Annotated in this window: 23 protein-coding genes and 1 riboswitch; of the genes, 11 read left to right on the forward strand and 12 right to left on the reverse strand. The window is 37.4% G+C overall.

Annotated features, from left to right (window positions below; all coding sequences use genetic code 11):
- Window positions 1–3 precede the first annotated feature (3 nt).
- Both D1Z92_RS00395 and D1Z92_RS00400 read right to left on the reverse strand, forming a co-directional pair.
- Window positions 4–906 (reverse strand): LysR family transcriptional regulator, encoded by a 903-nt coding sequence (locus D1Z92_RS00395; protein ID WP_128893665.1) that lies wholly within the window; start codon window positions 904–906, stop codon window positions 4–6.
- A gap of 385 nt (window positions 907–1,291) precedes the next feature.
- Window positions 1,292–1,537: a DUF2573 family protein gene (locus tag D1Z92_RS00400; RefSeq protein ID WP_128893666.1), complete on the reverse strand. Its 246-nt coding sequence runs from the start codon at window positions 1,535–1,537 to the stop codon at window positions 1,292–1,294.
- A gap of 187 nt (window positions 1,538–1,724) precedes the next feature.
- Here D1Z92_RS00400 and D1Z92_RS00405 point away from each other — a divergent pair, with 187 nt between their 5' ends.
- Genes D1Z92_RS00405 through lepB form a run of 5 tightly spaced genes read left to right on the forward strand, consistent with a single transcriptional unit; the run spans window position 1,725 to window position 6,631 of the window.
- Window positions 1,725–2,972 carry a DEAD/DEAH box helicase gene (locus D1Z92_RS00405; RefSeq protein WP_128893667.1) on the forward strand — a complete coding sequence of 416 codons (1,248 nt, stop codon included), beginning with the start codon at window positions 1,725–1,727 and terminating at the stop codon, window positions 2,970–2,972.
- Window positions 2,973–3,005: 33 nt separating this feature from the next.
- Window positions 3,006–3,761, forward strand: a complete 756-nt coding sequence (locus D1Z92_RS00410) for an ABC transporter ATP-binding protein (RefSeq protein WP_128893668.1) — start codon at window positions 3,006–3,008, stop codon at window positions 3,759–3,761.
- Window positions 3,754–4,971: an ABC transporter permease gene (locus D1Z92_RS00415; protein ID WP_128893669.1), complete on the forward strand. Its 1,218-nt coding sequence runs from the start codon at window positions 3,754–3,756 to the stop codon at window positions 4,969–4,971. Before D1Z92_RS00410 ends, D1Z92_RS00415 begins: the two co-directional genes overlap by 8 nt.
- 45 nt (window positions 4,972–5,016) lie before the next feature.
- A complete protein-coding gene (locus tag D1Z92_RS00420; protein WP_128893670.1) occupies window positions 5,017–6,084 on the forward strand; it encodes an aminopeptidase in 1,068 nt (355 codons plus the stop codon).
- 1 nt (window position 6,085) lies between these two features.
- On the forward strand, window positions 6,086–6,631 hold the full coding sequence (lepB, locus tag D1Z92_RS00425) for a signal peptidase I (protein ID WP_240666511.1): 546 nt from the start codon (window positions 6,086–6,088) through the stop codon (window positions 6,629–6,631).
- 100 nt (window positions 6,632–6,731) lie between these two features.
- Here lepB and D1Z92_RS00430 read toward each other — a convergent pair whose 3' ends face one another.
- The 6 genes from D1Z92_RS00430 to D1Z92_RS00455 all read right to left on the reverse strand — a co-directional run bounded on the left by D1Z92_RS00430 (window position 6,732) and on the right by D1Z92_RS00455 (window position 11,987).
- The gene (locus tag D1Z92_RS00430) at window positions 6,732–8,030 is read right to left on the reverse strand and encodes an aminotransferase class I/II-fold pyridoxal phosphate-dependent enzyme (RefSeq protein ID WP_128893672.1); all 1,299 of its coding nucleotides are present in this window, start codon (window positions 8,028–8,030) and stop codon (window positions 6,732–6,734) included.
- Window positions 8,031–8,091: 61 nt separating this feature from the next.
- Entirely contained in the window at window positions 8,092–8,886 is a 795-nt protein-coding gene (gene asd / locus D1Z92_RS00435; RefSeq protein ID WP_128893673.1) for an archaetidylserine decarboxylase, read from the reverse strand.
- Window positions 8,887–8,991: 105 nt separating this feature from the next.
- Complete coding sequence (locus D1Z92_RS00440) at window positions 8,992–9,768, reverse strand: ABC transporter ATP-binding protein (RefSeq protein ID WP_240666512.1); 777 nt, start codon at window positions 9,766–9,768, stop codon at window positions 8,992–8,994.
- A gap of 81 nt (window positions 9,769–9,849) precedes the next feature.
- Window positions 9,850–10,620 (reverse strand): ABC transporter permease, encoded by a 771-nt coding sequence (locus tag D1Z92_RS00445; RefSeq protein WP_240666513.1) that lies wholly within the window; start codon window positions 10,618–10,620, stop codon window positions 9,850–9,852.
- A complete protein-coding gene (locus tag D1Z92_RS00450) occupies window positions 10,610–10,906 on the reverse strand; it encodes a thiamine-binding protein (RefSeq protein WP_128893674.1) in 297 nt (98 codons plus the stop codon). Before D1Z92_RS00450 ends, D1Z92_RS00445 begins: the two co-directional genes overlap by 11 nt.
- Before the next feature lie 40 nt (window positions 10,907–10,946).
- A complete protein-coding gene (locus D1Z92_RS00455; protein ID WP_164931368.1) occupies window positions 10,947–11,987 on the reverse strand; it encodes an ABC transporter substrate-binding protein in 1,041 nt (346 codons plus the stop codon).
- Window positions 11,988–12,090: 103 nt separating this feature from the next.
- Window positions 12,091–12,202, reverse strand: a riboswitch (TPP riboswitch).
- Between the two features lie 269 nt (window positions 12,203–12,471).
- On the opposite strand from D1Z92_RS00455, the gene D1Z92_RS00460 reads away from it, so the two are divergent.
- The 3 genes from D1Z92_RS00460 to D1Z92_RS00470 are packed head-to-tail and all read left to right on the forward strand — an operon-like array spanning window position 12,472 to window position 14,821.
- Window positions 12,472–12,654, forward strand: coding sequence for a cytochrome c oxidase subunit 2A (locus D1Z92_RS00460; RefSeq protein WP_306438795.1), 183 nt, complete (start codon window positions 12,472–12,474; stop codon window positions 12,652–12,654).
- Between the two features lie 17 nt (window positions 12,655–12,671).
- Complete coding sequence (locus D1Z92_RS00465; protein WP_128893675.1) at window positions 12,672–13,145, forward strand: cytochrome c oxidase subunit II; 474 nt, start codon at window positions 12,672–12,674, stop codon at window positions 13,143–13,145.
- Window positions 13,146–13,162: 17 nt separating this feature from the next.
- On the forward strand, window positions 13,163–14,821 hold the full coding sequence (locus D1Z92_RS00470; protein WP_128893676.1) for a b(o/a)3-type cytochrome-c oxidase subunit 1: 1,659 nt from the start codon (window positions 13,163–13,165) through the stop codon (window positions 14,819–14,821).
- Window positions 14,822–14,965: 144 nt separating this feature from the next.
- On the opposite strand, the gene D1Z92_RS00475 is transcribed toward D1Z92_RS00470, so the two are convergent.
- The 4 genes from D1Z92_RS00475 to D1Z92_RS00490 all read right to left on the reverse strand — a co-directional run bounded on the left by D1Z92_RS00475 (window position 14,966) and on the right by D1Z92_RS00490 (window position 19,104).
- Entirely contained in the window at window positions 14,966–15,796 is an 831-nt protein-coding gene (locus D1Z92_RS00475) for a carbohydrate ABC transporter permease (protein ID WP_128893677.1), read from the reverse strand.
- The gene (locus D1Z92_RS00480) at window positions 15,796–16,680 is read right to left on the reverse strand and encodes a carbohydrate ABC transporter permease (RefSeq protein WP_128893678.1); all 885 of its coding nucleotides are present in this window, start codon (window positions 16,678–16,680) and stop codon (window positions 15,796–15,798) included. Before D1Z92_RS00480 ends, D1Z92_RS00475 begins: the two co-directional genes overlap by 1 nt.
- 23 nt (window positions 16,681–16,703) lie before the next feature.
- A complete protein-coding gene (locus D1Z92_RS00485; RefSeq protein ID WP_128893679.1) occupies window positions 16,704–17,996 on the reverse strand; it encodes an ABC transporter substrate-binding protein in 1,293 nt (430 codons plus the stop codon).
- Window positions 17,997–18,099: 103 nt separating this feature from the next.
- Window positions 18,100–19,104 (reverse strand): LacI family DNA-binding transcriptional regulator, encoded by a 1,005-nt coding sequence (locus D1Z92_RS00490; protein ID WP_128893680.1) that lies wholly within the window; start codon window positions 19,102–19,104, stop codon window positions 18,100–18,102.
- A 302-nt stretch (window positions 19,105–19,406) separates the two neighbouring features.
- On the opposite strand from D1Z92_RS00490, the gene adhE reads away from it, so the two are divergent.
- The 3 genes from adhE to pflA all read left to right on the forward strand — a co-directional run bounded on the left by adhE (window position 19,407) and on the right by pflA (window position 25,217).
- Window positions 19,407–22,013 carry a bifunctional acetaldehyde-CoA/alcohol dehydrogenase gene (gene adhE, locus D1Z92_RS00495; RefSeq protein ID WP_128893681.1) on the forward strand — a complete coding sequence of 869 codons (2,607 nt, stop codon included), beginning with the start codon at window positions 19,407–19,409 and terminating at the stop codon, window positions 22,011–22,013.
- Window positions 22,014–22,124: 111 nt separating this feature from the next.
- Complete coding sequence (gene pflB / locus D1Z92_RS00500) at window positions 22,125–24,395, forward strand: formate C-acetyltransferase (protein WP_128893682.1); 2,271 nt, start codon at window positions 22,125–22,127, stop codon at window positions 24,393–24,395.
- 78 nt (window positions 24,396–24,473) lie between these two features.
- Window positions 24,474–25,217, forward strand: a complete 744-nt coding sequence (gene pflA, locus D1Z92_RS00505; RefSeq protein ID WP_128893683.1) for a pyruvate formate-lyase-activating protein — start codon at window positions 24,474–24,476, stop codon at window positions 25,215–25,217.
- Window positions 25,218–25,238: the final 21 nt, after the last annotated feature.

A 25,238-nucleotide genomic window follows, 5' to 3' on the forward strand; every position in this document is an offset into this window, starting at 1 on the left:
TGTTTATTCTGATCCTAAAAATTGTGATTCCTGCATTCCCTTTAAGTCTTTCAAAAATTGTTTCAGTGCAGAGTTTAAATATCTTCCAGACTTGAAAAAGACACTTACGGGATGTGACTCATTTAATTCATTGATATGAATTTTTTTTAGTGTGCCCATTTTTAATTCTTTTGTGATAGATGAACTTGAAATAATAGCAGCACCTAAGTTTAATTCTACCATCCGTTTTACTTCTTCACTGCTAGACAATTCCATTAGCATATGGGGACGTATAGAAAATTTTTCTAAAATTTGATCTACAAATTTTCTACCTGCTGTTTCTTGTGACAACATAATCATAGGCAAGTCACTCAGTGATCCAATAGATATTGAAGTTTGTGATGCTAAGGGATGTTGAGGAGAAACGACAAGTTCAAAATGATCGTAATACAAAATAGATGAATTAAAAGAAGGATTCTCTTCAAATAAAAAAGCGATGCCAATATCAATGGTACCTTGTTCAACACTAGAGATGATTTGCTCTGATGTCATGGAGTGTATAGTGGTCTTGATTTTAGGGAATTGATTTTGAAAATATGTAAGTACACGAGGTAATATTTGCATGGCTATGGAAGTGGTAGTACCTAAATGAATATGCCCCTGAGGTGATTGCTGTAAATCGGCAATTTTTTCTTTTAACTCATCTACAATTTGTAATATATTCATTGCTTGTTCTAAAAAAATGTCTCCGCTCTCTGTTAAAGTTACGGGTTGGTTTCTGTCTACTAATACGGTTTGAAATTCATCCTCTAAACTTTTAATTTGTGCAGAAACAGCAGGTTGTGTTAAATTTAGCGCTTCCCCTGCTTTTCGGAAACTCATCGTTTTTGAAATAGCAACGAACGTTTCCAATTGATTTATATTCACCTGCATCCTCTCCCATGGTAGGTAGAATTTATAATTAAGATAAATTTTTTTTGTAGGTTATGGTGTTATTATAAAACATTTCTTTGGAAATAAGCAAATAAAAAACGATAACAAATTCCCTGTTATCGTTGCACATTTCAGTAGGTTATGTCTTTTATGCACGTGGCTTTACATTTATTTGAATTTGTACTTGTTAAGTGGATAAACGTTGTGCATTCATGACATGCTATATAAGTTGAATGAACTTGTTCAACCAACTTATTACCGCTATGTATAAGATGAAGAAATCTCAACATCATAACCTTTACGCCTGGCTACTGAGACGTAAACTTGTATTAAATCATTTCTTCATCTTATATATATTATGGATGATGATTGAAAAAACTTATTTTTTTTCATCTTTCGTATTGTTCCATTGTTTCACTTCTTCAAAAATCTGTCGTACCTGAGTTTTTGCTTCTGGAAATTCTTTCACCCAATGTGAAGTTAAGGCGGGCATGGTTTTGTGTATATGGTTATACATACTCCATATTTTCACTTTTTCTATCGCTTCAGGTGATTCTTGTCCTGTAAGAAGTTCCGTATATTTTTGAAATAAACCTTCGAACTGATCTTTAAATTGTTGATCCATCAAACACAGCTCCTATTCTATACTATTTCATTATGGAAAGATTTTTTTCCACTTATGTATATGCTATTAGTCTATCTTATGCACAAGTTATTCGTCAAAAATAAATACGATAAAGGAATGTTTTGTGTTATTTCATAGTAACGATTATAATGAAAAAAGCGACATTCAATGAGAGAGGTTACATTTTATGAATTTTAAGCAGTACATTCAGAACGAATCTATTTTAGGTGCATTGGAACAAATGCAAATAAATGAACCTACAGAGATTCAACATAAAGCCATTCCATTACTAACGAATGGACAAGATATTGTGGCTGAGTCACACACAGGAACGGGAAAAACGTTAGCTTACTTACTTCCTATTCTAAGTAAGTTAAAAGAAAATGTGAAGTATCCGCAAGCTTTAGTTATTGTTCCTACAAGGGAATTAGCAGTTCAAGTAGTCAAGGTTATCGAATCATTTCATATGGAACCATCCTATGAGGTAAAGGGACTTGCTGCTATAGGTGGGGCCAACTTATCTAGGCAAGTAGATAAATTGAAAGAACACCCGCAAATTGTAGTAGGCACTCCAGGTCGAGTGTTAGAATTAATTCGATTGAAAAAATTAAAAATGCACGAAATAAAAACGGTCATCATCGATGAAGTAGATCAAGTTTTCTCACTGGGCTCTCCGGTCGTGATCGAGCACATATTGAAAACGACACTGAAAGAACGTCAACTGGCTTTCTTTTCCGCAACGATTACAGAGGAAATATCTGATTTAGCAGACAACTGGATGGTGGACCCTGTTTCCATTAGTGCAAAAGCAGATTTAACCATTCCAGACACGATAGAACACCTTTACTTTACGTATATGCAGGATAAAAAATATATTTTGTTACGGACCATTATGCAAAAAATGAAGCCAAAGAAATCCATCATTTTTGTTAATGATAACAAGCGAATCATTGATTTAACGGGTAAATTGAATGGTCTAGGCATTCGTGTTCAATCCATTTATGGTGATCAAAACAAGCAGGAACGTTCCGAAATTATGACTAAATTTCGTGAGGGTACATTAAAGCATCTTCTAGCCACAGATGTTGCAGCACGTGGATTAGACGTAGAGAATGTGGAACTCGTTATTAACCTGGATCCTCCTATGGATAGTGCGAAGTATGTACACCGCGCAGGACGAACAGGAAGAATGGGCAAGAAAGGTGTGGTTGTGTCCATATACGCTCAAGATGAAGTGTTTATCATGAGTAAAATGGAAAAGCAACTTCGCTTCAAAGCGACGAAAAAAACGTTCTTTGATGGTCAATTAGTGGATGTGAAAATGGCTGTGAAGATGACAAAGAAAAAAGATGAGCAGCAAAAACAAATAAAGAAAAAAGTATCGAAGCGAAAAGATAAAAATAAAGGCGCTCCGAGATGGTTGAAAGATAAATAAAAAACAAAAATAGGTCTGGAAGGGGGAGTAAGTGTGAGCCAGCACCCTTTATTGCAAGTCAATCAGCTCACGGGCGGGTATAGTTTAAATCGACCTGTTCTGCACGATATCGATTTTACGCTATATCCTGGGGAAATGGTAGGTCTCCTCGGTTTAAATGGAGCAGGAAAAAGTACGACGATCAAGCATATTTTAGGTTTAATGAAGCCACATCAAGGTGAAATAAAAATAAATAATGCAACGTATGTGGAGTCTCCTGAGCAATATCGGGCTCATTATGCCTTTGTTCCAGAGACGCCACTCATATTTGATGAGTTGACGGTGGAAGAGCATTTGCAATTATCAGCGATGGCCTATGATCTGTCCAAAGAGGATATGGAGCGACGTTTGGCATGGTTATTGCAAGAATTTAATATGAAACCAAAGCGTAATCAGCTTGCCTCTCATTTATCAAAAGGAATGAGACAAAAATTAATGATTATGAGCGCTTTTCTTGTGGAGCCGAAGCTATATATCATCGATGAACCTTTCTTGGGTTTAGATCCACTTGGTATTAGATCGCTGCTGGACTTAATGGTGGAGAAAAAGAAGAATGGATCGAGTATATTAATGAGTTCACATATATTATCGACCATTGAGCAATATTGTGATCGTTTTGTTATACTTCATCACGGCAACATGATAGCAAATGGAAATTTAACCGATCTACAAAAGCAAACGGGAATGAGTAATGCCAGGTTAGAAGATATTTTTTTCCATCTCGTAAAGGACGAGAAGAAACATGAATAGGTATAACGATGTAAGAAGGCAGAGGTCGATACATTTTTGGAAACAGGTCTTGCCTTACGTGAAGTATGTTGTTAGTAGCGGATTTTTATTTTTCTGTGCTATCTTTGCTTTTTTATTTTTTTATTACTATTCTGATCTTGTAAACCATTATCCAGCTGATTTTCCGTTGGCGTTGGTGGCAACTGCAGTGTTGTTTCCTTTTATATGTTTTAATTCTATTCGGACTTTTTTTGTACAAGCTGACATTATTTTTCTCGTTCCTGCTGAGTCCAAACTAAAAGAATACATTCAAACTTCCATACGAAAAGCTTTTTATGCTAAAATACCGTACATATTTGTTTTATGGTTTTTTATATGGCCGCTTTATCGTATGTCGTTGGATATCAATCATTTAGCTATGTTTTTAGTCGTATTTTTATTTTTGCTGCTGTTGCTCTTCTTTAATATTTTTAGTCATTGGCAGGAGCTGCAAATGATAAATCGAATAGTTGTAAAAGGTTTTACTTTTTTACGATGGGTATTGTGCATAGCATCTCTATATCTTTTGTTTTCGATACAATGGCCATTAGCTATTTGTATTAGTGGGATTGCCATGATTGCCTATGTGTTTATGCTACATAAAGCAGATAAACATATTCTTTTTTGGGAAAACCTTATACGAGTGGAGTCTAAGCAGAGAAGCAGGTTTGAGTTGTTTTTAAATGCATTTGTGGATTACCCTCGTAGTACTTCTGGTAAAAGTAATACGTTTACGATAAAGTTGAAAAAAATGCAAAATCTGTTCCCATTTAAAAAGAAGCAAACTTTTCATTATTTTTACTTTTTAATGTTTTTGCGTAATGAGTGGTTTGGTATTGTTTTAAGATTAAACATCCTAGCCATCTTGATTGGACTTTTGATGGAATCACAGGAAGCAGCTATGGCATTACAAGTATTTTTTGTATATATCATTGGTGTACAGTTATCCTCACTTCCTTACGTTCATCGATATGCTCCTCTGCTTAACCTTTTGCCATTGCAGCAAAAAATGAGGGCAAATGCTGCGGCTAATGTTGCTGCTGTTGTACATGTCTTGTCCATTGTTTTACTGTCAATTCCAATACTAACTCGCTTTCCTTCTTACTGGATGGTAGGCATAGCTTGTGTAGAAGTCATTGTATCTTTTATTTATTTTCGACATGTGAATACGCGCAAATGGATAACAGATTAATTTAAACTTAATAAATGGATTGAAAATGACGAGGAGGAATGAATCATGGCTGATGAAAGAATTGTAAAATTAGCAGAAATTTTAGTGGATCACTCGCTTGAAGTAAAGGCTGGGGAAAAGGTATTAATCATAGGGAGTATGGGGTCAGAATTATTGATTAGGGAATGTTATCGTCTTATCATGAGACGTGGTGCTATTCCATTTACACATGTGTTCTTACCTGAATTAAAAAAGGTATTTTATGATGAGGCAAATGAGTCTCAATTGCAGAATACGGAATTCGATGAATTATTATATCAAAACTGTGATGCACTAATTCAAATAGATGCGAAAGAAAATTTAACCGAACTCACCAATGTCGATAGTCAAAAACTAACCGTACATCAAAAGGCTAGACTGCCTATTATGGAATATATGATGCAAGGAAAAGTGAGATGGGTACTTACTCGTTTCCCTACACAAGCATTCGCACAGCAAGCACTGATGTCCTTAGAAGAATACGAAGAGTTCGTCTACAGTGCAACGAATGTAGATTATCATGCGCTACATGAGTCTATGATTCATATTTCTGAGGCGTTTGATCAAGCAAGTAAAGTTCGAATCGTAGGAAAAGAAACGGATCTTACTATCGACATAGAAGGACGAAAAGCGGTCATCTGTAGTGGTAAACAGAACATTCCTGATGGCGAGTTTTTCTATACGCCTAATCATCTAAAAACAGAAGGTCATATTTATTATCAGTGGCCAACCGTGTATGGTGGTAGAAAAGTACAGGGCATTCGCCTTACTTTCAAAGAAGGTAAAATTGTAGAATACTCCGCTGAGAGTGGACAAGAACAGTTGGAACAAGCTCTCAATACGGATGATGGTGCCAAATTTTTAGGCGAATTAGGAATTGGAATGAATACAGGTATTGATATGCCTACTAGTGATATTTTATTTGATGAAAAAATAGGTGGATCTGTACATTTAGCAGTAGGAAGAGCGTATGAAGAAGGTGGAGAAGGGAATAAATCAGCAATCCACTGGGATATGGTGAAAAACTTAAAGGATGGCGGAGAAATTTACTTGGACGGTAAGCTAGTACAAAAAGATGGAGAATGGTTGTTATAATATGAAAATCAAAGAGTTGTTGGAATGGGTTAAAACCATCGTAATAGCAGTCGTCCTAGTATTTATTATTAAGCTATTTTTGTTCGGGAATTATGTTGTGGAAGGCGAATCCATGGAGCCAAATTTTCATGATGGGCAAAACATTATCGTAAACAAAATTTTGTATACGTTTCGTGAGCCTGATCGTGGTGAAGTCATCGTACTCCATGCACCAGATGGAAGAGATTTCATCAAGCGAGTCATCGGACTAGAAGGGGAAACAGTAGAAGTTCTTGGTGATGACGTGTACATTGACGGACAGGTGCTAGAAGAGGAGTATTTGCAAGATATTGTAAAAGAATACAATGACCAAGGGTTAAACTACAATACGATTGATTTTGAAGAACAGGAAGTACCAGAAGGACACGTCTTTGTTATGGGCGATAATCGTCCGAGAAGTAGTGACAGTAGAAGTGTTAAAGTCGGATTTATACCAGTAGAAGACGTAGTTGGAAGAGCAGATATTATATATTGGCCATTCTCTGACATCCAATGGATTAGATATTAATGTTGAAAAGTCATATCGTCATATAAAAACAAAGATCGCATGCACGTTGATCTGTTCTATGAAGAGCAGTTCAGGTGCTGATGCGATCTTTTTTGGTTGGTTATCCTTGCTCCAGTTGTTTTGCTGCTGTATATACGGTGTCGTATAAAGCAGTGAGATTTTCTTCGTCGATACAAGAAAAGGCAATGCGCAAATCTTTTTCTCCGAGTGCAATGGTGCCAATCCCATGTTTCTCTAGTAGGTACATACGTAACGTTTCTGCTTCCACATGTTTTAATTTCAAACACATGAAGTATCCTGAGTTAAATGGATAGTAGGACCAAGCATCATCATATTTGCCGCTGTCGAGCAAGGACTTTGTTTTCAATGCTCTTGCGTTCATTACATTGTATTTTTCTTTTTGTTGTTTTTTAAAATCAGGATTTTGAAGTCCATCTAAAATAAAAGTTTGGGATGGATGCGCAACACTAGATATGGTTGCTCTAATTAACCCCGTGGCTTTTTGTTCTAGTGCTTGTAATAACGATGTGCTTTCTGCTGCGAAGGTAATAAATCCTACGCGGAATCCCCACACGTACTCTTCTTTTGTTGCTCCATCTACGCGTATGGCTAAAATACGTGGGTGTATGGATGCTATCTTACCAAAGATGGAATGTTTCATACTATCTTCAAAGAAAAGCCCATAATAAGCATCATCTATCGCTACGACAAGATTCATGCCGTCATCAGCGCATTGCTTTAAAACAGCAGCAATGTCATCGCTCTCTTTTTCTGAAGGCGTGTAACCGGTAGGGTTATTTGGGAAATTAAGAACGACAATCGCTTTGCCTTTACTTTTTTGTGAAACAATAGCTTCTCGTAAACCTTCGCTATTGAATTGATTTTTATCATTATATAACGGGTACGTTATCGTGTTCGTTCCACGTCTTACATCAAATGATAAACCGTAATTCTCCCAATTTTTATCTGGTAAAATAACGGTATCGTCTTTATCAGCAAATAAATCTGCAACCATACTTATGCCATGAGTTAATGCATTCGTAACGATGGGTTGGCTCAGATTTTTATTTTTTAAATCAGGGTTTTCCGCTAGCATTTTCGCTTTCCATACGTCACGTAACTCCGCCTTACCAGCTGGTGGTGCATAAGGGTACAGATCTTTTGGCTCAAAAGGGGACAACTTTTCATGAAAGACGTCCAGATACATCGGTTTTCCATGTTCAATCGCCGTACCAATAGTGGCATTAAATTGATGCGCTTGTTGCTTTGCTTCGTTAGATTGACTAATGATGCCTTGCTTTGGAAAATATATTTCTTTTCCAAGATCAGATAACATCTCATAAACCGCTTTATTTTCATTTTGTATCGTTTCATTTAAACTTTTTGCTTGCGAATTCATCTTATTACATCCTTTCGCGCAATGATTTCATTATTATACCAATTTAAAAGCAGGCCGTCGATTATCTACTTTTGATTGGGTGCAAATGGCCAAGTTTTTCCCCCATTTTTACTTTGGAGCCAATATGTAAGGCTGAATCTACTTTGAAAATGTCGTGCTGTGTCAATAACACGACGGTGGAACCAAATTCAAAATAAGCTAGTTCTTCTCCCGTAGTGAGCGTATCATTTACGTTTCTTACATGCTGGATACTGCTTACATTCATCGCTCCTACTTTCACGACACACATTTCACCATATTCATGCTCCACATAACTGATGATTCTTTCATTTTTGCTTAATACTTGATTCATATTTTTCATTGCAAAATCATGTACAGGATATACTTTTCCTTTAATATGGTCTTTCTCTATTAGTTTTCCGCTTGCAGGACAATGAATACGGTGATAGTCTGATGGACTGAGGTATAGTACGAAGTAAAAGCCATTTTTATAATGGTACGTTCGTGGCGATTCATTTAATAAGGAAGAGATGGTATAATCTTGCCCCTTCACATTATACAATGTACCATCTTCTATTTTGCCCATCGCTGTAATCATCGCATCCACTGGACTAATTAGAACGTTGGAATCAGAAGCGATAGGTCGCGCAGAAGATTGGAGTTTTCGAGTGAAAAATTCATTTAACGTTCGATATTGATGTATATCATGTTCGGCTTCAGCAGGATTAATGTTATACGTGCGTGCGAAATGTTTAATGAAGGGGCGACTTAATGTAGATTTAGAAAAAGCCCCAACACCTTTAGCTATCGTTTTTCGAGATGAAAGTTCAGTTAATAATTTGTACACTTTTTTCATAATGCAACTCCAAGTTCATGATATGATGTTCTCCATGATATAGTGACATAGAACAAAGAGGAAGGCAACTATATTTCATCATGTCCGTCATGTTTGTGTTTAACGTTATGCACGTGATTTTTGTTTCATATGTTGATATATTTCAAATTTTAATTTCGTAAAAGATTCGGTTGCGAGTAACGATTCTGTTCGTGGACGTGGAAAAGGAACGGTATACGTCGCCAGCACGCTCGTAGGCTTATCAGATAAAACATAAATACGATCGGACATATATAAAGCTTCTTCAATATGATGGGTGATGAGTAAAATTGTTTTTTGTTCTTCTTCCCATCTTTGGACAAGCCAGTTTTGCATATCCATTCGGGTAAATGCATCCAAAGAAGCAAATGGTTCGTCCAAACACATAACGACATTTGGCGTTAACAAAGCTCTTAAAAACGATATACGCTGCTGCATACCACCGGATAAAGCATGGGGATAGTGTTTGCTATATTGTTCTAAGCCAACTTTAGCTAAACCTTCTCTCGCTTGCTTTATCGCGTCTTTTTTACGTATGCCATTCAATTCCATCCCTAGACGTACATTCGTTTCCACGTTACGCCATGGGAATAGACTTGCTTGCTGAGGCATGTAGCTAATGAGACCTTTTCTACTTATACCATCCATATTGTGTTGCCCGATATATATTTCTCCTGAACTAGGTGCTGTAATACCTCCGATCATATGAAAGAGGGTGCTTTTTCCACTGCCTGAAGGTCCTAAAATAGAAACGAATTCTCCTTCGTTGACATGCAAAGAGATATCGTTCAAGACGTGTAACGTACCTGATTCATGAGGAAAATATTTATGAATTTGTTTCATTTCAAGTATTGAGTTGGACATTGCATTCCCTTCCAAATCTATAATTTCTTTCTCACTTTTGTTGTATGCTTTGTTTGAGTTACACTGAATGATTATAAAAAGTTACTTTGTATGATTCCATTTCACAATCCATTTTTGTAATACGTTGATGATAAGGTAAAATGTAAAACTAAGCACTACGATAACGATAAAACCAATGAAAACACGAGGCGTTTTAAAAGAAGAAAGAGACAACTTCATAAAGGCTGCAATACCGTTGCTAGAACCGGCTGCCCATTCGGCAATAACGGCTCCCATCACACTATAGGTCGCTGATATTTTTAAACCTGAAAAAATATAAGGAGTAGAAAAAGGTAGCTCTAATTTCAAAAATGTCTCCCACTTTGACGCTCCCATCATCTGTACGAGATGCTTATAATGATGTTCCGTTTGTTGTAATCCCGTAATCATCGATATCGTGATAGGAAAATAACATATTAATGTAATCAATATATAGTGTGGAATTAAGTTATAACCAAACCAAATGACAAGAATAGGCGCAAGGGCAATGATCGGAATGTTTTGTGAAATAATTAATAGAGGGAAAAAAGCTCTATTCAGCCATGGAACGAGATGAAGAAGTATTGCTGTAGTGATACCGAAAAAAATACCTAATGTAAATCCAATTAGTGTAATCTTTAATGTGGTCATACTATGTTCCCATACTCGATCACCTACCAATAACCATTCATCATAAATCATGGATGGTGAAGGAAGTATCCAAGCATCAAGTTGAAAAATATAGGAGGAAAATTCCCACAGTATAAGGAGGAAGATGACCACCGTAAAGGCAGGCCATCCTCTTAGCCATAAAGCTTTTAATCTATTGTTCACGATATTTCTCCGTTAATGTATCCATAGTAATACCAGAAGGTTGATGTAATATTTTAATTTGTGAGATGACACTGGAACACCCTTCTTGGATCATAATATGATTCATTTCTTGCACGATAAGTAATAGTTGCGTTAGATCACCCTCCATGGTCGTTTCCAGTGGATGAACTTCGTATTTCACGTTGCTATCATCAATGACCTTGATAGCGCGATCAACTAACTCATATACATCTTTGCCATCTTGGCTTTTTGGTATGATTTGCACACTCAGCAGTGTGTTGCTCATTCGAATCCCTTCCTTTATCTATACGTGACTTTTGTTTATGTTATTGCGGTAAAAACTGGTTTGTAAATGCTGCCTCTGCATCGAAACTACCTTCTAGTAGTTCATTTTGTTCCAACCATGACGCGTAGTTCACCCATACTTCTTTTTTCTGTAATCCCCATTGTTCGGCATCATCTTGATACTTATCTGCAAGCCACTTTTGGCTCGCTTTGACAAGTTCTGGATCAAGGTCTGGTTCCGCTTCGATGAGTATTTCTGCTGCTTGTTCAGGTTGCTCTATAGCAAATGCATACCCTTTGGATACAGCAGCCATAAATGATGATGCTAATGCCGGATCATTATTGACAGTATCTTCACTAGTAATAATGACAGGCGTATAGTAGTCAAGACTCTCCTCATAGTCGTTCAAATAAACGACATTGATATCTACGCCTCTTAATTCTGCTTCAATCCCCGTCCATGCATAGTAAATCCATGCCAAATCAATACCACTTTCCATCGCAGCAAAGAAGTCCGAGTTACCGATATTGACGAATTCTACGTCTTCTATATTCGCTTGCTCTGTTTGCATTAAAGATGCGATAACGGGTTCTTCCGCTGGGCTTCCCCATCCCCCGTATGTATGATTTGCAAAATCTTTAGGAGAAGTAATGTTTTTTTCTGCTAAGGAAGCAAATCCAGATGTATTATGTTGAATAATAGCTGCTATCGACACGATAGGAATCTCGCTACTTGATCTTGCATTCGTAACATTTTCTTGATAACTAATACCGAATTGTGCATTGTTGGCTGCTACCATCGTTTCAGCACCAGCATCACCTGGTTGAATGATGGATACGTTTAATCCTTCTTCCGCAAAGTAACCTTGCGATTGCGCTACATAAATTCCCGTATGGTTGGTATTCGGTGTCCAATCTAATACTACATTTATGTTTTGAAGTTCTGCACTTTCCTGCTCGTTTACATTTTGTCCGTCTTCTGTTTCATTCGATGATGTTGTTTCATCTCCTCCACATGCTGTCATAAGCAGTGTAAGTAATAAAATAGATGTTAATGTGAAGAATATATTTTTTCTCTTCATGATGATATCCCCTTTCCATCCTTTCAATAAAAAAAACTTCCCACGTTAGGGAAGTTTGACTTCTGTCTTCTGACACACTGTGGGCACTGTGGGTATCACTGTGGCCATAAGACATCGCATTCCCTACGCTGGTATGATCCAGATCAGGTTTCTGGGTCAGTATCATTCGGGATACTTTCTCAGCTGGCCAAATTCCAACTCCCCATTACATTGTAAAAGTAGATCCTTGTGGATCAAACCATATTATAGCTAGTTATAAGGTAAATGTCCAGTAAATGCGATGTGCACGGGGAAAAGTAAAGAGATAATTTTACCAACTTGAAGGTGTTTTTTGCAATGTTCTGCAAACGTTAACAATTTTCGCTTTGTTTTGTGATAAATATCACAGTCCGTACACTACTTTGCTAAATACAATAGAGACAAATACATTAATTGAACATATCAGCTTATCTTTTCTTGATGAAAAGTGAGGGGAGGAAAACAAATGAGTCAAACGACAGAAGAAATGAAGACGGAAAAAGAAGTCGTGAGGTTAAAAGATAACAAAAAGACAAAACACGAAGAAGTGAATTTAAAGGGAACATTTGCATCGGTTATGCTTTTGGGTGGCTTCTTAATTATAACTTGGCTTGCTGTGTTTATTTTATTTTTAGTTCGTAACGGATAGATGAGGGGGATAAAAACATGCACATTCACAAATTAGAAAAAATATGGTTAGTATTTGGTATTGGTATGCTTGGGGTATTTTTGCTCATTCTTGGCATCTCCACTTTTTCTTACGGATTGGAGCCGCCTAGTGCCCATCAAGCTGTAAATATGGAAAATTTATATGACACACCACCATTTGATGAATTGGGATTAAATAAATTAAATGACAAAGAATACGAAGCTATTTTGACTGCTTACGTCTTCGGCTTTAATACAGGAGACGAAGAATTCACTGTGCCAGTGGGCTCTACCGTACATTTTAAAGCCACTTCTCCTGATGTTGTACATGGTTTTGAAATTCCAGGTACTAATGCAAATATGATGGTTGTTCCGGGAATTATCAATCATGTAACGTATACATTTGATGAGCCTGGTGAGTATTTAATTTTATGTAATGAGTATTGTGGTGTAGGTCATGAAATTATGCAAACCACAATTACAGTGAAATAAGGAGAGGGTGAATACATATGAATACAGTGCAGCAGTCAGAACAAGCATTTGATAAAAAAGATTCAAAATTGGTCATTAGTCATATTATATTCGCATTTGTAGCATTATTAATCGGTGGTATTGCTGGTTTATTGCAAGGCCTTGTACGTAGTGACATGATTCAGTTGCCAGCTGGAATAGGATATTATCAATTATTAACCGCTCATGGAGTCCTCATGGCATTAATATTCACTACTTTCTTCATTATAGGCTTTTTGTTTTCAGGAATGTCTAAAACGTTAGGCGGCAAGCTATTACCTCGAGCGAGAACACTAGGTTGGCTTGGTTTTATCCATATGGGATTTGGTACATTAGTTGCTACTGTCATGATTTTACTTAACAAAGCAACAGTACTTTATACATTTTATGCTCCAATGCAAGCTTCACCGTTCTTTTATTTTGCTCTTGTTTTTGTCGTTGTAGGGACATGGATGAGTGCAGCGGGTATGATATATCAATATCGATATTGGAAAAAAGAACACAAAGGGGAAACAACGCCATTAACAGCGTATATGTCCATTATTACGATGAGCTTATGGGTGATTGCTACATTAGGAGTAGCTGTAGAAGTTATTTTTCAGCTTATTCCATGGTCTTTAGGATGGGTAGAGGGCATTAATATTATGTTAAGTCGTACGTTGTTCTGGTATTTTGGACATCCACTCGTTTATTTCTGGTTATTGCCAGCATACATTTGTTGGTATGTCATGATTCCTAAAATAATTGGGGGTAAAATATTTAGTGATGCGTTAGCTCGATTATCTTTTATTTTATTCTTACTATTCTCTATCCCAGTAGGATTTCACCATCAATTGATGGAACCAGGTATTTCGCCGTTTTGGAAGTTCTTACAGGTTGTCTTGACTTTCTTAGTTGTCATTCCATCTTTAATGACCGCCTTTTCTCTGTTTGCTTCATTTGAGATATACGGAAGATCTAAAGGTGCGAAAGGATTGTTCGGTTGGTTTAAATATTTGCCTTGGAAAGATATTCGCTTCTTTGCTCCATTTATGGGAATGCTTATTTTTATCCCGGCAGGTGCAGGTGGCTTAATTAATGCAAGTAACCAAATGAATGCGGTGGTACATAACACGTTATTCGTTACAGGACACTTTCATTTAACGGTTGCTACCTCCGTGACATTAACGTTTTTCGGAATCACGTATTGGCTTATTCCTGCTATGACAGGGAGAAAGTTGACGCCTAAGATGCACAAGTTAGGTCGTATGCAGACATGGGTGTGGGTCGCTGGTATGGCGATGATGTCAGGAGCAATGCACATTGTCGGTTTATTCGGTTCTCCGCGCCGTACAGCATATAGTGATTACAATGGACATCCTGATGCAGCTGCATGGGAACCATACTATATCATTATGGCAGTGGGAGGAACGGTACTGTTTATTGCCGTACTCATGATGATTTACAATCTATATAAGCTCTTCACATTACCAAAAGGATACGAAGAATATCCGATTGGAGAAGTAAGTGATTTAGCAGAGAAACCTCCAAAATTGTTCGAACGTTGGGGATTCTGGGTAAGTATAGTGGTGATTCTTATTTTAATGGCTTATACGATACCAGTGATCGATATATTGAATAATCCATCTGGTGGATCAAAAGGTTTCGTTACTTGGTAAACGTAATGTAGAGTTGTATGAAGAAGTTCCCATCTTATGAAAAGTAGTAAAAAGTGGGTTGAAAAAACTCATTCAACTTATATGAAAAAGCGGCGGAGGCACTTGTTAGCCTCCGCTTTGCTTTGTTTCTATAGATAAGTATGATTATTTTATCGCACCATCTATTGCGCCTTTTATAATATGTTTTTGAGCAATGAAGTAAAAAATAATGATGGGAATAATAGCTAGGACTAAACCAGCCATCGCTAGCGTCCAATCTGCTTGATACGTTCCGAAAAAATACTTAGTGGATAGTGGTATCGTACGTAAACTTTTCTCTTGCAATACTAATGATGGTAGGAGGTAGTCATTCCATATCCACATCCCATTTAATATGGCAACCGTAATACTAATCGGTTTCAGAAGGGGAAACACAATGTTGAAAAAGATTTGAAACTTGTTGCAACCATCTATCGTAGCAGCTTCTTCCACTTCTTTTGGTATGGATTTCATAAAGCCATGAAACAGAATCACAGATAAGCTGGCACCAAATCCAATGTACATAAAGATGATGCCGTGATACGTATTAATCAAATTTAATTTGTTCGCCCCATACAGGTCAACTAACGGTAACATGACCGATTGAAATGGAATTAACATAGAAGCAATAAAAGCATAAAAAATTACAGTGCTTAATTTATTTTTTGTTCGAACTAACATCCACGCAGCCATGGAAGATAGTAATACGATGAGTGCAACACTCAATATAGAGATAATCAATGAATTCTTTAGCGCCGTTAGAAAGCCCATTTTTTCCATTGCTTTTATATAATTGTCTAGAACAAACGTATTAGGTAGTGAGAGTGTATTTAAGAGAAATTCCTTTTTCTCTTTAAAGCTATTCACAACTATAATGTAGAATGGTGATAAATAAAGTATACCAAGCAAAATACCGAATACTTGTAGCGATAGTCGTTGATATTTCTTTTTATTCATTACATCTCCACCTCTCTACGTTTGTTGTAATACACTTGAACAAAGGAGACGACACCGATGATGATAAATAAAATAGCTGCATAGGCTTGGCCTTGTCCGAAATTGGAATCTGTAAAAGCTGTGTTATAAATTTGTAATGTCAGCAATTCTGTTAGACGACCGGGGTCCCCGTTTGTTAAAGCTAAATTGACATCAAACATTTTAAATGAATTAGACATCGTTAAAAACATGCTAACAGTGAAAGCTGGCGCAACGAGTGGGAAGATGATGTGACGAACTCGTTTCCATGCATTGGCGCCATCTACTTGCGCCGCTTCGATAAGAGATTGTGGAATGCCTTGCAGTCCAGCAATATAAATGACCATGATATACCCACCAAATTGCCATGTTGTGACGATAGCCATGGCCCATATTGCTTGATTAGCTTCACTTAACCACGGTAACCCGAAAATACCAAGCCCTGTCGACTCATATAGCGATACAAAAACTTTAATAAAAATAAATCTCCATATATAACCTAAAACGATTCCTCCTATGAGATTAGGCATAAAAAACACCGTTCGTAGTAAATTTGCACTTCTCATTTTCTGAGTCACTAACAAGGCAAGGAAAAAACCTACAATGTTGACGAGTACGACACAAATGAGTGTAAATTGAATCGTGGCAAAGAAAGAAATTCTAAATTGCTCATCTCGAAAAGCAGCAATATAGTTTTCTAAACCGATGAAATCTATGCTTCTTCCCGGAATCGCACTCCAATTCGTAAATGAGTAGTATAAACCAATAATAAAGGGAATAATGACGACCATGAGAAAAGCAATAAAGATAGGTCCTACAAATGACCAGTATTCTAACTGATTTCGTAACTTATTTGATTTTTTCATGTTGTTTCTCTCCTCAAGTTACTTTACTTTGTTTTTTCATCCCACTGTGTATCTAGAAAAGATAAAATTTCATCCCATGTCTTATCACCATTGACATAATCTTGGAATGCTTTCTTTGCATCATTTTCAACTAATCCCAATGGAAAAGCATGCCACACCCACGGTATTGTTTTTTCATCATTTACGTAAGTAATAATGGATTGAGCTAATGGATCCGCTTTTTCAACACTAACGTTGGTGAAAGCTGGAATATACTTTGCTTCTTCAACCATGAATTGTTGTCCGCGTTCGTTCATTACCATGTAGTCTAAGAATTTTTTGGCCGCTTCAATGACTTCATCATCTAATTTTTTGTTGACTACCCAATAGTTAGGTACACCTACGGGAATGCTGTCATTCGCCCAAGATGTATTATCACTAATTGGAATAGGCAAGAAGGCGATATCTAGATTTTCGTCAATTTCATTCAACTGATTGATCGTCCAGTTACCTTGCTGAATAAAAGCCGTTTTGCCTGAAGCAAAATCAGAGTACTGTTTTTCGTAATCCGTAACCGCTACATCCTCATAAGAATACGTTACAAATGTATCTACTAAGTCTTTGAAAGCAAGCATTTGCTCGTTGTCTGCAAAATTTGCCGTGTCATCGTTCAATGCTTCGATAAAATCCATTGGATCTTGCTGCATTGCAAAAGGTACATTGAACGTATGATAGGAGGACACCCACCATGCTGTACCACCAACAGACCAGCCTAACGTAGCTTCCAAACCTAATGCTTCTTTTTGTTGTTCTACTTCTTCAAATAATGCTTGGAGAGAAGATAATGAATTTACATTGTTTATCATCGTTTGTGAAATGCCTGCTTGTTCTAAAATGGCTTTGTTGTAAATGATGCCGTAACCTTCAATATTTACTGGTTGTCCGTAAATTTTACCGTCTACCGTAATATTGTCTAATAACCCTTCACTTGTTACACGTACCCATTGTTCCTCTGATAAGTCAGTCAAAAAATCAAACCATACATCTCTTTCTGTCGGTCCAGGAACTTGGAAAATAGCTGGCTGATTACCAGAGCTCATTCTCGTCTTTAAAATAGATGTATAATCTTCCCCGCCACCAGCAGTATCTAGGTTTATAATGATGTCAGGATTTTCTTCCATAAAATCATCAACGAGACTTTGTAACTGATCCACAATTTCCACTTTCAGTTGAAAAATATCAACCGTGACTTTTTCACTTTCGTCAGATGAGCACCCAACTAAAAATAAAGATAGTACGAGTAAGATTGATATAGATGCTGTTATTCCTTTTTTCATAGCACATTCTCCTTTTTGTGTTTGCAACCGGTTTCCCAATATGCGTTTTTTTATTGTATATACATAAGATGAATGAAAAAGATCATTATCTTAGATATATCGATCAAGACTTTCTTTTTGTAGAGTCGCGTTCCACGATGCGATGAGGTAATATTACTTTTTTCTCTGTTTCTTCTCCATTCATGAGGCGCATTAACTGCGTCATTGCTATTTCTCCTTTTTGTACAAACGGCTGTTGAACCGTAGTAAGAGAAGGCTCATATATATGAGCAATGTTAATGTCGTCAAATCCTACAACAGACACTTCATGTGGTACTTTCTTTCCAGCCTCTTTTAATGCTTTTATCGCACCAATTGCCATTTCGTCATTCGCGCAGAAGAGAGCGGTCATCTCTGGGTAGTTTTGAATTAATTTCATCGCTGCTTTGTATCCGTCTTTTGTTTTATATTGACCTACTTCATATGTATGACTACCCCAATGTAAGCCGTGATCTTTTACCACACTTTGAAATCCTTCATATCTCAAATCACCAGCATAGTGATCAAACAATGGGCCACGAATCATTGCTAAATGTTGATGGCCGAGCCCAATCAAATAGTTAGCTACGTCTTTTGTTGCCTGTACATTATCAATAATGACAGTTGGGAATGGGAGAGAAGGATCCTCATACCCAACAATAACAATGGGTTTTGAAAACTCAGCTAACTTTTTGCATAAAGTATTTGATGTATGAAATCCACTCAATATCAAACCATCTACTTCTTTTTCAATTAAAATATCTAGAAACGTAATTTCACTCTCTTCTTTACTGCGCGAATTGCACAGTAAAATGTTGTAACCGTCTATTTGTGCTTGTTTTTCTATGCCATTGATCATATCCGAGAAAACAGGGTTAGAAAAATCGGGGATAATGACACCTACCAGCTTTGTCTTTTGATTCGCCAAACTTCTAGCTACTGCACTGGGTTTAAAATTTGTGGTGGCAATAGCATCTAAGACACGCTTTTTCACTTCAGCACTAACCGGTTTAGAGTTGTTCATTACGCGAGAAACAGTAGATTTGGAGACACCAGCCATTTCAGCAATGGTATTAATCGTAATACGCAATATACTCACCTCATATGACTAATATATCAGGAAAGCGTTTTCCTTGGAATATTTTTTTATAATATTTCTTTTTTATGTAAAGTTTCCATTTCGCTAAAATGTTGTAGTATACGTAAAAAGACGAGATACCCCATGTATTTTTCTTATTGTGTTTGGCTACAAAGTAAAGTTGTGAACAAAAAGACACAAACTTTGTGAAAAAAATCACAAATGTGTGATAAAAGTCACAGTTCATAAAGGTAAGGCAGTATAGAATATAGCTATAGAGAGAAACAAAAAAATGATTGATGGAGGCGTGGAACATGGCTGTAAAAGAAACCAAAGTACAAGAACAAGTATCCGTGCAAACTGAAGTAGATCGTTTAGTAGCAAATGCGAAAAAGGCATTAGATAAATTTATGAAACTCGATCAAGAGCAAGTGAATACAATCACCCAAGAAATGGCGTTAGCTGGCTTGGATAAGCATATGGCCTTAGCAAAAATGGCAGTGGAAGAAACCGGTCGCGGAGTATACGAAGACAAAATCACAAAAAATATATTTTCTACAGAATATATTTACCATAGTATTAAATACGACAAAACGGTCGGAATCATCGAAGAAAATGAGTACGAAAATTATAAGTTAGTAGCAGAGCCAGTTGGAATCGTAGCGGGAGTGACACCAGTTACCAACCCTACATCCACAACGATGTTTAAATCTATTATCTCTGCAAAAACACGTAACCCGATTATATTTGCTTTTCATCCATCTGCACAAAAATGCAGTAGCGAAGCTGCTAGAACGGTATTAGAAGCAGCAGTGAAGTATGGCGCACCTGAACATTGCATTCAATGGATTGAAAACCCATCTTTAGAGGCTACACAGTACTTAATGAATCACCCTGATGTGTCTCTTATCTTAGCAACAGGTGGAGCTGGCATGGTAAAATCCGCATACAGCACAGGTAAACCAGCACTTGGTGTAGGACCTGGTAACGTACCTTGTTTTATTGAGAAAAGTGCAAACATTAATCAAGCGGTAACGGATTTGATTATGTCTAAGTCTTTCGACAACGGTATGATATGTGCATCCGAACAAGCGGTAGTCATCGAAGAAGCAATATATGAGCAAACGAAAAAGAAAATGTCCGCAATGGGATGTTACTTCTTAAATAAACAAGAAACAGAGAAAGTTTCTGACTTAGTTATCAACAAAAATAAATGTGCTGTAAATGGTGCAATCGTTGGTAACCCAGCTACTAAAATTGCAGAGTTAGCAGGTGTTAAAGTTCCTGCAGATACGAAAGTGTTGGTTGCCGAGTTGCAAGGAGTAGGACAAAAATATCCATTATCCGCAGAAAAACTTAGTCCTGTACTAGCTTGTTATAAAGTAAAAACAGCACAAGAAGGCATTGAGCGAGCAGCTGAAGTTGTTGAATTTGGAGGAATGGGTCACTCTTCCGTTATTCATTCTAATGATCAAGATGTCATCGATGCTTTCGCTAAGCGTCTGCAAACTGGCCGTGTGTTAGTGAACAGTCCTTCTACTCATGGGGCAATAGGTGATATCTATAATACAAACTTACCATCTTTAACACTTGGATGCGGAACGTACGGTTCTAACTCTACAACTTCTAACGTTACAGCTGTTAACTTAATTAACGTAAAACGTGTTGCTTACCGTACAGTGAATATGCAATGGTTCAAAGCACCAAGCAAAATTTATTTTGAAAAAGGTGCAACACAATATTTAGCGAAAATGCCGGATATCTCTAGAGTACTCATCGTAACGGATCCAATGATGGTGAAATTAGGATATGTGGAAAGAGTTGAATACTACTTAAGAAAAAGACAGACTCCTGTATTCATTGAAGTGTTCTCTGACGTTGAACCTGATCCATCTGTGGAAACAGTGGAAAGAGGTAGTGAGTTAATGAAGAGCTTCAAACCAGATTGCATCATTGCCATTGGTGGTGGATCTCCAATGGATGCGGCAAAAGGAATGTGGTTGTTCTATGAATATCCAGACACAAGTTTCCATTCTTTAAAACAAAAATTCATGGATATTCGCAAACGTGTTTATAAGTACCCAAGACTAGGACAAAAAGCAAAATTTGTAGCTATCCCAACGACGTCTGGAACAGGTTCTGAAGTAACTTCTTTCTCTGTTATTACAGACAAGAAAGATGGCAATACAAAGTATCCATTAGCAGACTATGAGTTGGTACCTGACGTAGCGATTGTGGACCCTGACTATGTATTAACTTTACCAAAAACACAAGTTGCAGATACAGGTATGGATGTCTTGACACATGCGATAGAAGCTTACGTATCTGTCATGGCGAACGATTACACAGATGGATTAGCGATGAAAGCTATTCAACTCGTATTTGAAAACTTAGAGGAATCTTACAAAACAGGTGATCCAGTAGCACGCGAAAAAATGCATAATGCTTCTACGATAGCTGGATTAGCATTTGCCAATGCGTTCTTAGGAATTAACCATAGTTTAGCGCATAAATGGGGCGGAGAATTCCATACTGCTCATGGTAGAACCAATGCAATTCTAATGCCACATGTTATTAAATACAACGGTTCTAAGCCAAGCAAATTCACTTCTTTCCCTAAATACGATCACTTTGTAGCAGATGAGCGCTATGCTGAAATTGCTAGAGTGTTAGGTTTACCTGCAAGAACAACGGAAGAAGGGGTACAGAGCTTAATTAACGCGATCCGTGACTTAAACAAAAAGCTAAACATTCCGGAAACATTCCAAGAAGTTGGTGTCGCGCCGAAACAATTCGAAGCTAAGGTAGAAGAATTAGCTGATCGAGCGTTTGAGGATCAATGTACAACAGCAAATCCAAGACTTCCACTTGTAACAGAATTAGCAGACATCTATCGCAATGCTTTCTATGGCAAATTTTAATAAGCATTGATTATATAAAGAAAAAGGATTACAAATCTGGATGGGAAGTCATTAACCTTGCGTAATGGCTTCTCTCTTATAAGTAAAATAATTATTATGGAGGTGTTACACATGGTAATGAAAGAAAGAGAGATCTTACAAGAATCAAAAGTACAAGAACCATGGAGAATGTATCAATCTGGAAGATGGATGGATCACATCGATGTTAAAAATTTCATCGATTTAAATATAACTTCTTATGAAGGAAATGATCAATTCCTTCAAGGGCCTACGCAAGAAACATTAAAATTGTGGGATATCTTGCAGGATCTTACGATGAAGGAAAGAGAGAACGGCGGTGTACTTGATGTAGACGTAAATACGATCTCTACCATTACATCTCATGGTGCTGGCTATATTGATAAAGACAAAGAGCAGATCGTTGGATTACAGACAGACGAACCTTTCAAGCGCTCTATTCAGCCTTTTGGTGGTATTCGCATGATGGAGCAAGCATGTGAAGCTTATGGGTTCGAATTACCGAAAGAACTCGTAGATTTATTTACACACGTAAGAAAGACACACAATCAAGGGGTATTTGATGCATATACTTCCGAAATGCGTGCAGCGAGAAAAGCGGGGATTATTACGGGACTTCCAGATGCGTATGGTAGAGGAAGAATCATTGGGGATTATCGTCGAGTAGCATTGTATGGAGTAGATAGACTCATTGCGGATAAGAAAAACGATCTGAAGTTACTTGAAGTAGATGCGATGACAGAAGATATTATTTTACAACGTGAAGAGTTAAGTGAACAAATGCGCAGTTTAGTTGAGCTGAAACAAATGGCAGCTTCCTACGGGTTTGATATTTCTAAGCCAGCTACTAATGCGAAAGAAGCGGTGCAATGGTTATACTTTGCTTATTTAGCAGCAATCAAAGAACAAAATGGTGCGGCAATGAGTTTAGGTCGTGTATCTAGCTTCCTAGATATATATATTCAAAGGGATTTAGAAGAAGGAAACATTACGGAAAGTGAAGCACAACAATTCATCGATCACTTTGTGATGAAGTTAAGAATCGTTAAGTTTTTACGTACACCGGACTACAATGAACTATTTAGTGGTGACCCAACTTGGGTAACAGAATCTATCGGTGGTATGGGTATTGATGGAAAAACAAGAGTAACGAAAAACTCTTTCCGCTTCTTGCAAACGTTATACAATCTTGGTCCTGCACCAGAGCCAAACTTAACGGTATTATGGTCCGTTGATTTACCAGAAGGGTTCAAAAAGTTCTGTTCTAGAGTTTCCATTGAGACGAGTTCCATTCAGTATGAGAATGATGACCTCATGCGACCACATTACGGAGATGACTACGGTATTGCATGCTGTGTATCCGCGATGAGAATCGGGAAACAAATGCAGTTCTTTGGAGCTAGAGCAAACTTAGCAAAAGCTTTACTATATAGTATTAATGGTGGAGTAGACGAAAAGTCTGGAGCGCAAGTAGGTCCTGCTTATAGCCCGATTACTTCCGAAGTATTATCTTATGATGAAGTCATGAACAAGTTTGATCAGATGATGGAGTGGCTTGCAAAATTGTATATGAATACATTGAATGTGATCCATTACATGCATGATAAATATAGCTACGAAAGAATAGAAATGGCGTTGCATGATCGTGAAATTATTCGTACGATGGCGGGTGGTATTGCTGGTTTATCTGTTGTGGCAGATTCCTTGAGCGCCATCAAACATGCAGAAGTGAAGCCCATACGCAACGAAAATGGCATCGTTACAGATTTTGAAATAAACGGAGAGTATCCACAGTACGGAAATAATGATGAGCGTGTTGATAGTATTGCACAGCAACTGGTAGAGACATTTATGAATAAACTTAGAAAACATAAAGCTTATCGTAATGCAATACCAACCATGTCCATTCTTACGATCACTTCTAACGTGGTGTACGGTAAAAAAACAGGAAGTACACCAGACGGAAGAAAAGCAGGAGAGCCGTTTGCTCCAGGAGCAAATCCAATGCACGGTCGCGATAAGAAAGGAGCATTAGCTTCATTACAATCTGTCGCTAAATTACCTTATGAAGATAGCCTCGATGGTATTTCTAATACGTTTTCTATTGTGCCGAAAGCACTGGGTAAGCAGTTAGAGGTACAAGAAAACAATGTCACTGCGATGTTGGATGGGTATTTTAGTAATCACGGTCACCATCTGAACGTCAACGTATTCCATCGGGAACAACTCATCGATGCAATGGAACATCCTGAGAAATACCCACAATTAACGATCCGAGTATCTGGATATGCAGTAAACTTTATTAAATTGACCAAAGAGCAGCAATTAGACGTCATTAACCGAACGTTCCATGGCAACATGTAATAAATAAACAATACCCTCCATGATACATAGCATGTGGAGGGTATCACTTTCATATTTGTTGAAGGAAGGATGAACAGCATGATTGGACGCATACATTCAATAGAAACTTTTGGTACAGTAGATGGACCAGGTGTGAGGTTCGTATTATTTATGCAAGGTTGTGCACTACAATGTCGTTATTGTCATAATCCAGACACTTGGGATCAGACTATTGGAAAACGTATGACGGTCGATCAAGTATTAGCGGAGATTGAACCCTATGTGAGTTACTATAAGCCACTAGGTGGAATAACGGTTTCTGGAGGAGAACCTACTTTACAAGCTCCATTCGTAGCGGACTTGTTTCAAGCTTGTAAAGAAAAATGGGGCCTGCACACCGCACTAGATAGTTCAGGTTTTTGTGATCCTTATCATGCTCGGCACTTATTAGCGCATACGGATCTTGTATTGTTAGATTTAAAACACATCAACGAGGAAAAACATATCAATTTAACGACACAAACGAATCAGAAGACGTTAGCTTTTGCCCGCCATCTATCTGACATAAAGAAGAAAGTTTGGATTCGTCATGTGCTCGTTCCAGGCTATACTGATGATGAAAATGATTTAAAACAGCTTGGGTATTTCATTGGTAGTTTATCTAACGTAGAGAAAATAGAGATTTTACCATACCATCAGATGGGTGTATATAAATGGCAGCAGCTGGGTAAAAATTATACTTTAGAAGACATTCAAACCCCTACGGATGATGAAGTGAACAGAGCATATGCCTGCATAGAGCGGGGGAAAGAAATGTATCATCATGAGCAAAAAATAGGGTAAATGAGGTAAGCAAAGTATTGC

The sequence above is a fragment of the Longirhabdus pacifica genome (assembly GCF_004115085.1).
GTDB classification, from domain to species: Bacteria; Bacillota; Bacilli; order Paenibacillales; family DSM-105158; genus Longirhabdus; species Longirhabdus pacifica.

Coding starts and splice junctions, on each gene's coding strand:
- adhE (WP_128893681.1), top strand. CDS start 19,407: ATGGCTGTAAAAGAAACCAAAGTACAAGAACAAGTATCCGTGCAAACT.
- D1Z92_RS00440 (WP_240666512.1), bottom strand. CDS start 9,768: ATGTCCAACTCAATACTTGAAATGAAACAAATTCATAAATATTTTCCT.
- D1Z92_RS00480 (WP_128893678.1), bottom strand. CDS start 16,680: ATGAAAAAATCAAATAAGTTACGAAATCAGTTAGAATACTGGTCATTT.
- pflA (WP_128893683.1), top strand. CDS start 24,474: ATGATTGGACGCATACATTCAATAGAAACTTTTGGTACAGTAGATGGA.
- D1Z92_RS00405 (WP_128893667.1), top strand. CDS start 1,725: ATGAATTTTAAGCAGTACATTCAGAACGAATCTATTTTAGGTGCATTG.
- D1Z92_RS00430 (WP_128893672.1), bottom strand. CDS start 8,030: ATGAATTCGCAAGCAAAAAGTTTAAATGAAACGATACAAAATGAAAAT.
- lepB (WP_240666511.1), top strand. CDS start 6,086: ATGAAAATCAAAGAGTTGTTGGAATGGGTTAAAACCATCGTAATAGCA.
- D1Z92_RS00420 (WP_128893670.1), top strand. CDS start 5,017: ATGGCTGATGAAAGAATTGTAAAATTAGCAGAAATTTTAGTGGATCAC.
- pflB (WP_128893682.1), top strand. CDS start 22,125: ATGGTAATGAAAGAAAGAGAGATCTTACAAGAATCAAAAGTACAAGAA.
- D1Z92_RS00415 (WP_128893669.1), top strand. CDS start 3,754: ATGAATAGGTATAACGATGTAAGAAGGCAGAGGTCGATACATTTTTGG.
- asd (WP_128893673.1), bottom strand. CDS start 8,886: ATGAAAAAAGTGTACAAATTATTAACTGAACTTTCATCTCGAAAAACG.
- D1Z92_RS00470 (WP_128893676.1), top strand. CDS start 13,163: ATGAATACAGTGCAGCAGTCAGAACAAGCATTTGATAAAAAAGATTCA.
- D1Z92_RS00400 (WP_128893666.1), bottom strand. CDS start 1,537: ATGGATCAACAATTTAAAGATCAGTTCGAAGGTTTATTTCAAAAATAT.
- D1Z92_RS00485 (WP_128893679.1), bottom strand. CDS start 17,996: ATGAAAAAAGGAATAACAGCATCTATATCAATCTTACTCGTACTATCT.
- D1Z92_RS00475 (WP_128893677.1), bottom strand. CDS start 15,796: ATGAATAAAAAGAAATATCAACGACTATCGCTACAAGTATTCGGTATT.
- D1Z92_RS00450 (WP_128893674.1), bottom strand. CDS start 10,906: ATGAGCAACACACTGCTGAGTGTGCAAATCATACCAAAAAGCCAAGAT.
- D1Z92_RS00465 (WP_128893675.1), top strand. CDS start 12,672: ATGCACATTCACAAATTAGAAAAAATATGGTTAGTATTTGGTATTGGT.
- D1Z92_RS00460 (WP_306438795.1), top strand. CDS start 12,472: ATGAGTCAAACGACAGAAGAAATGAAGACGGAAAAAGAAGTCGTGAGG.
- D1Z92_RS00455 (WP_164931368.1), bottom strand. CDS start 11,987: ATGAAGAGAAAAAATATATTCTTCACATTAACATCTATTTTATTACTT.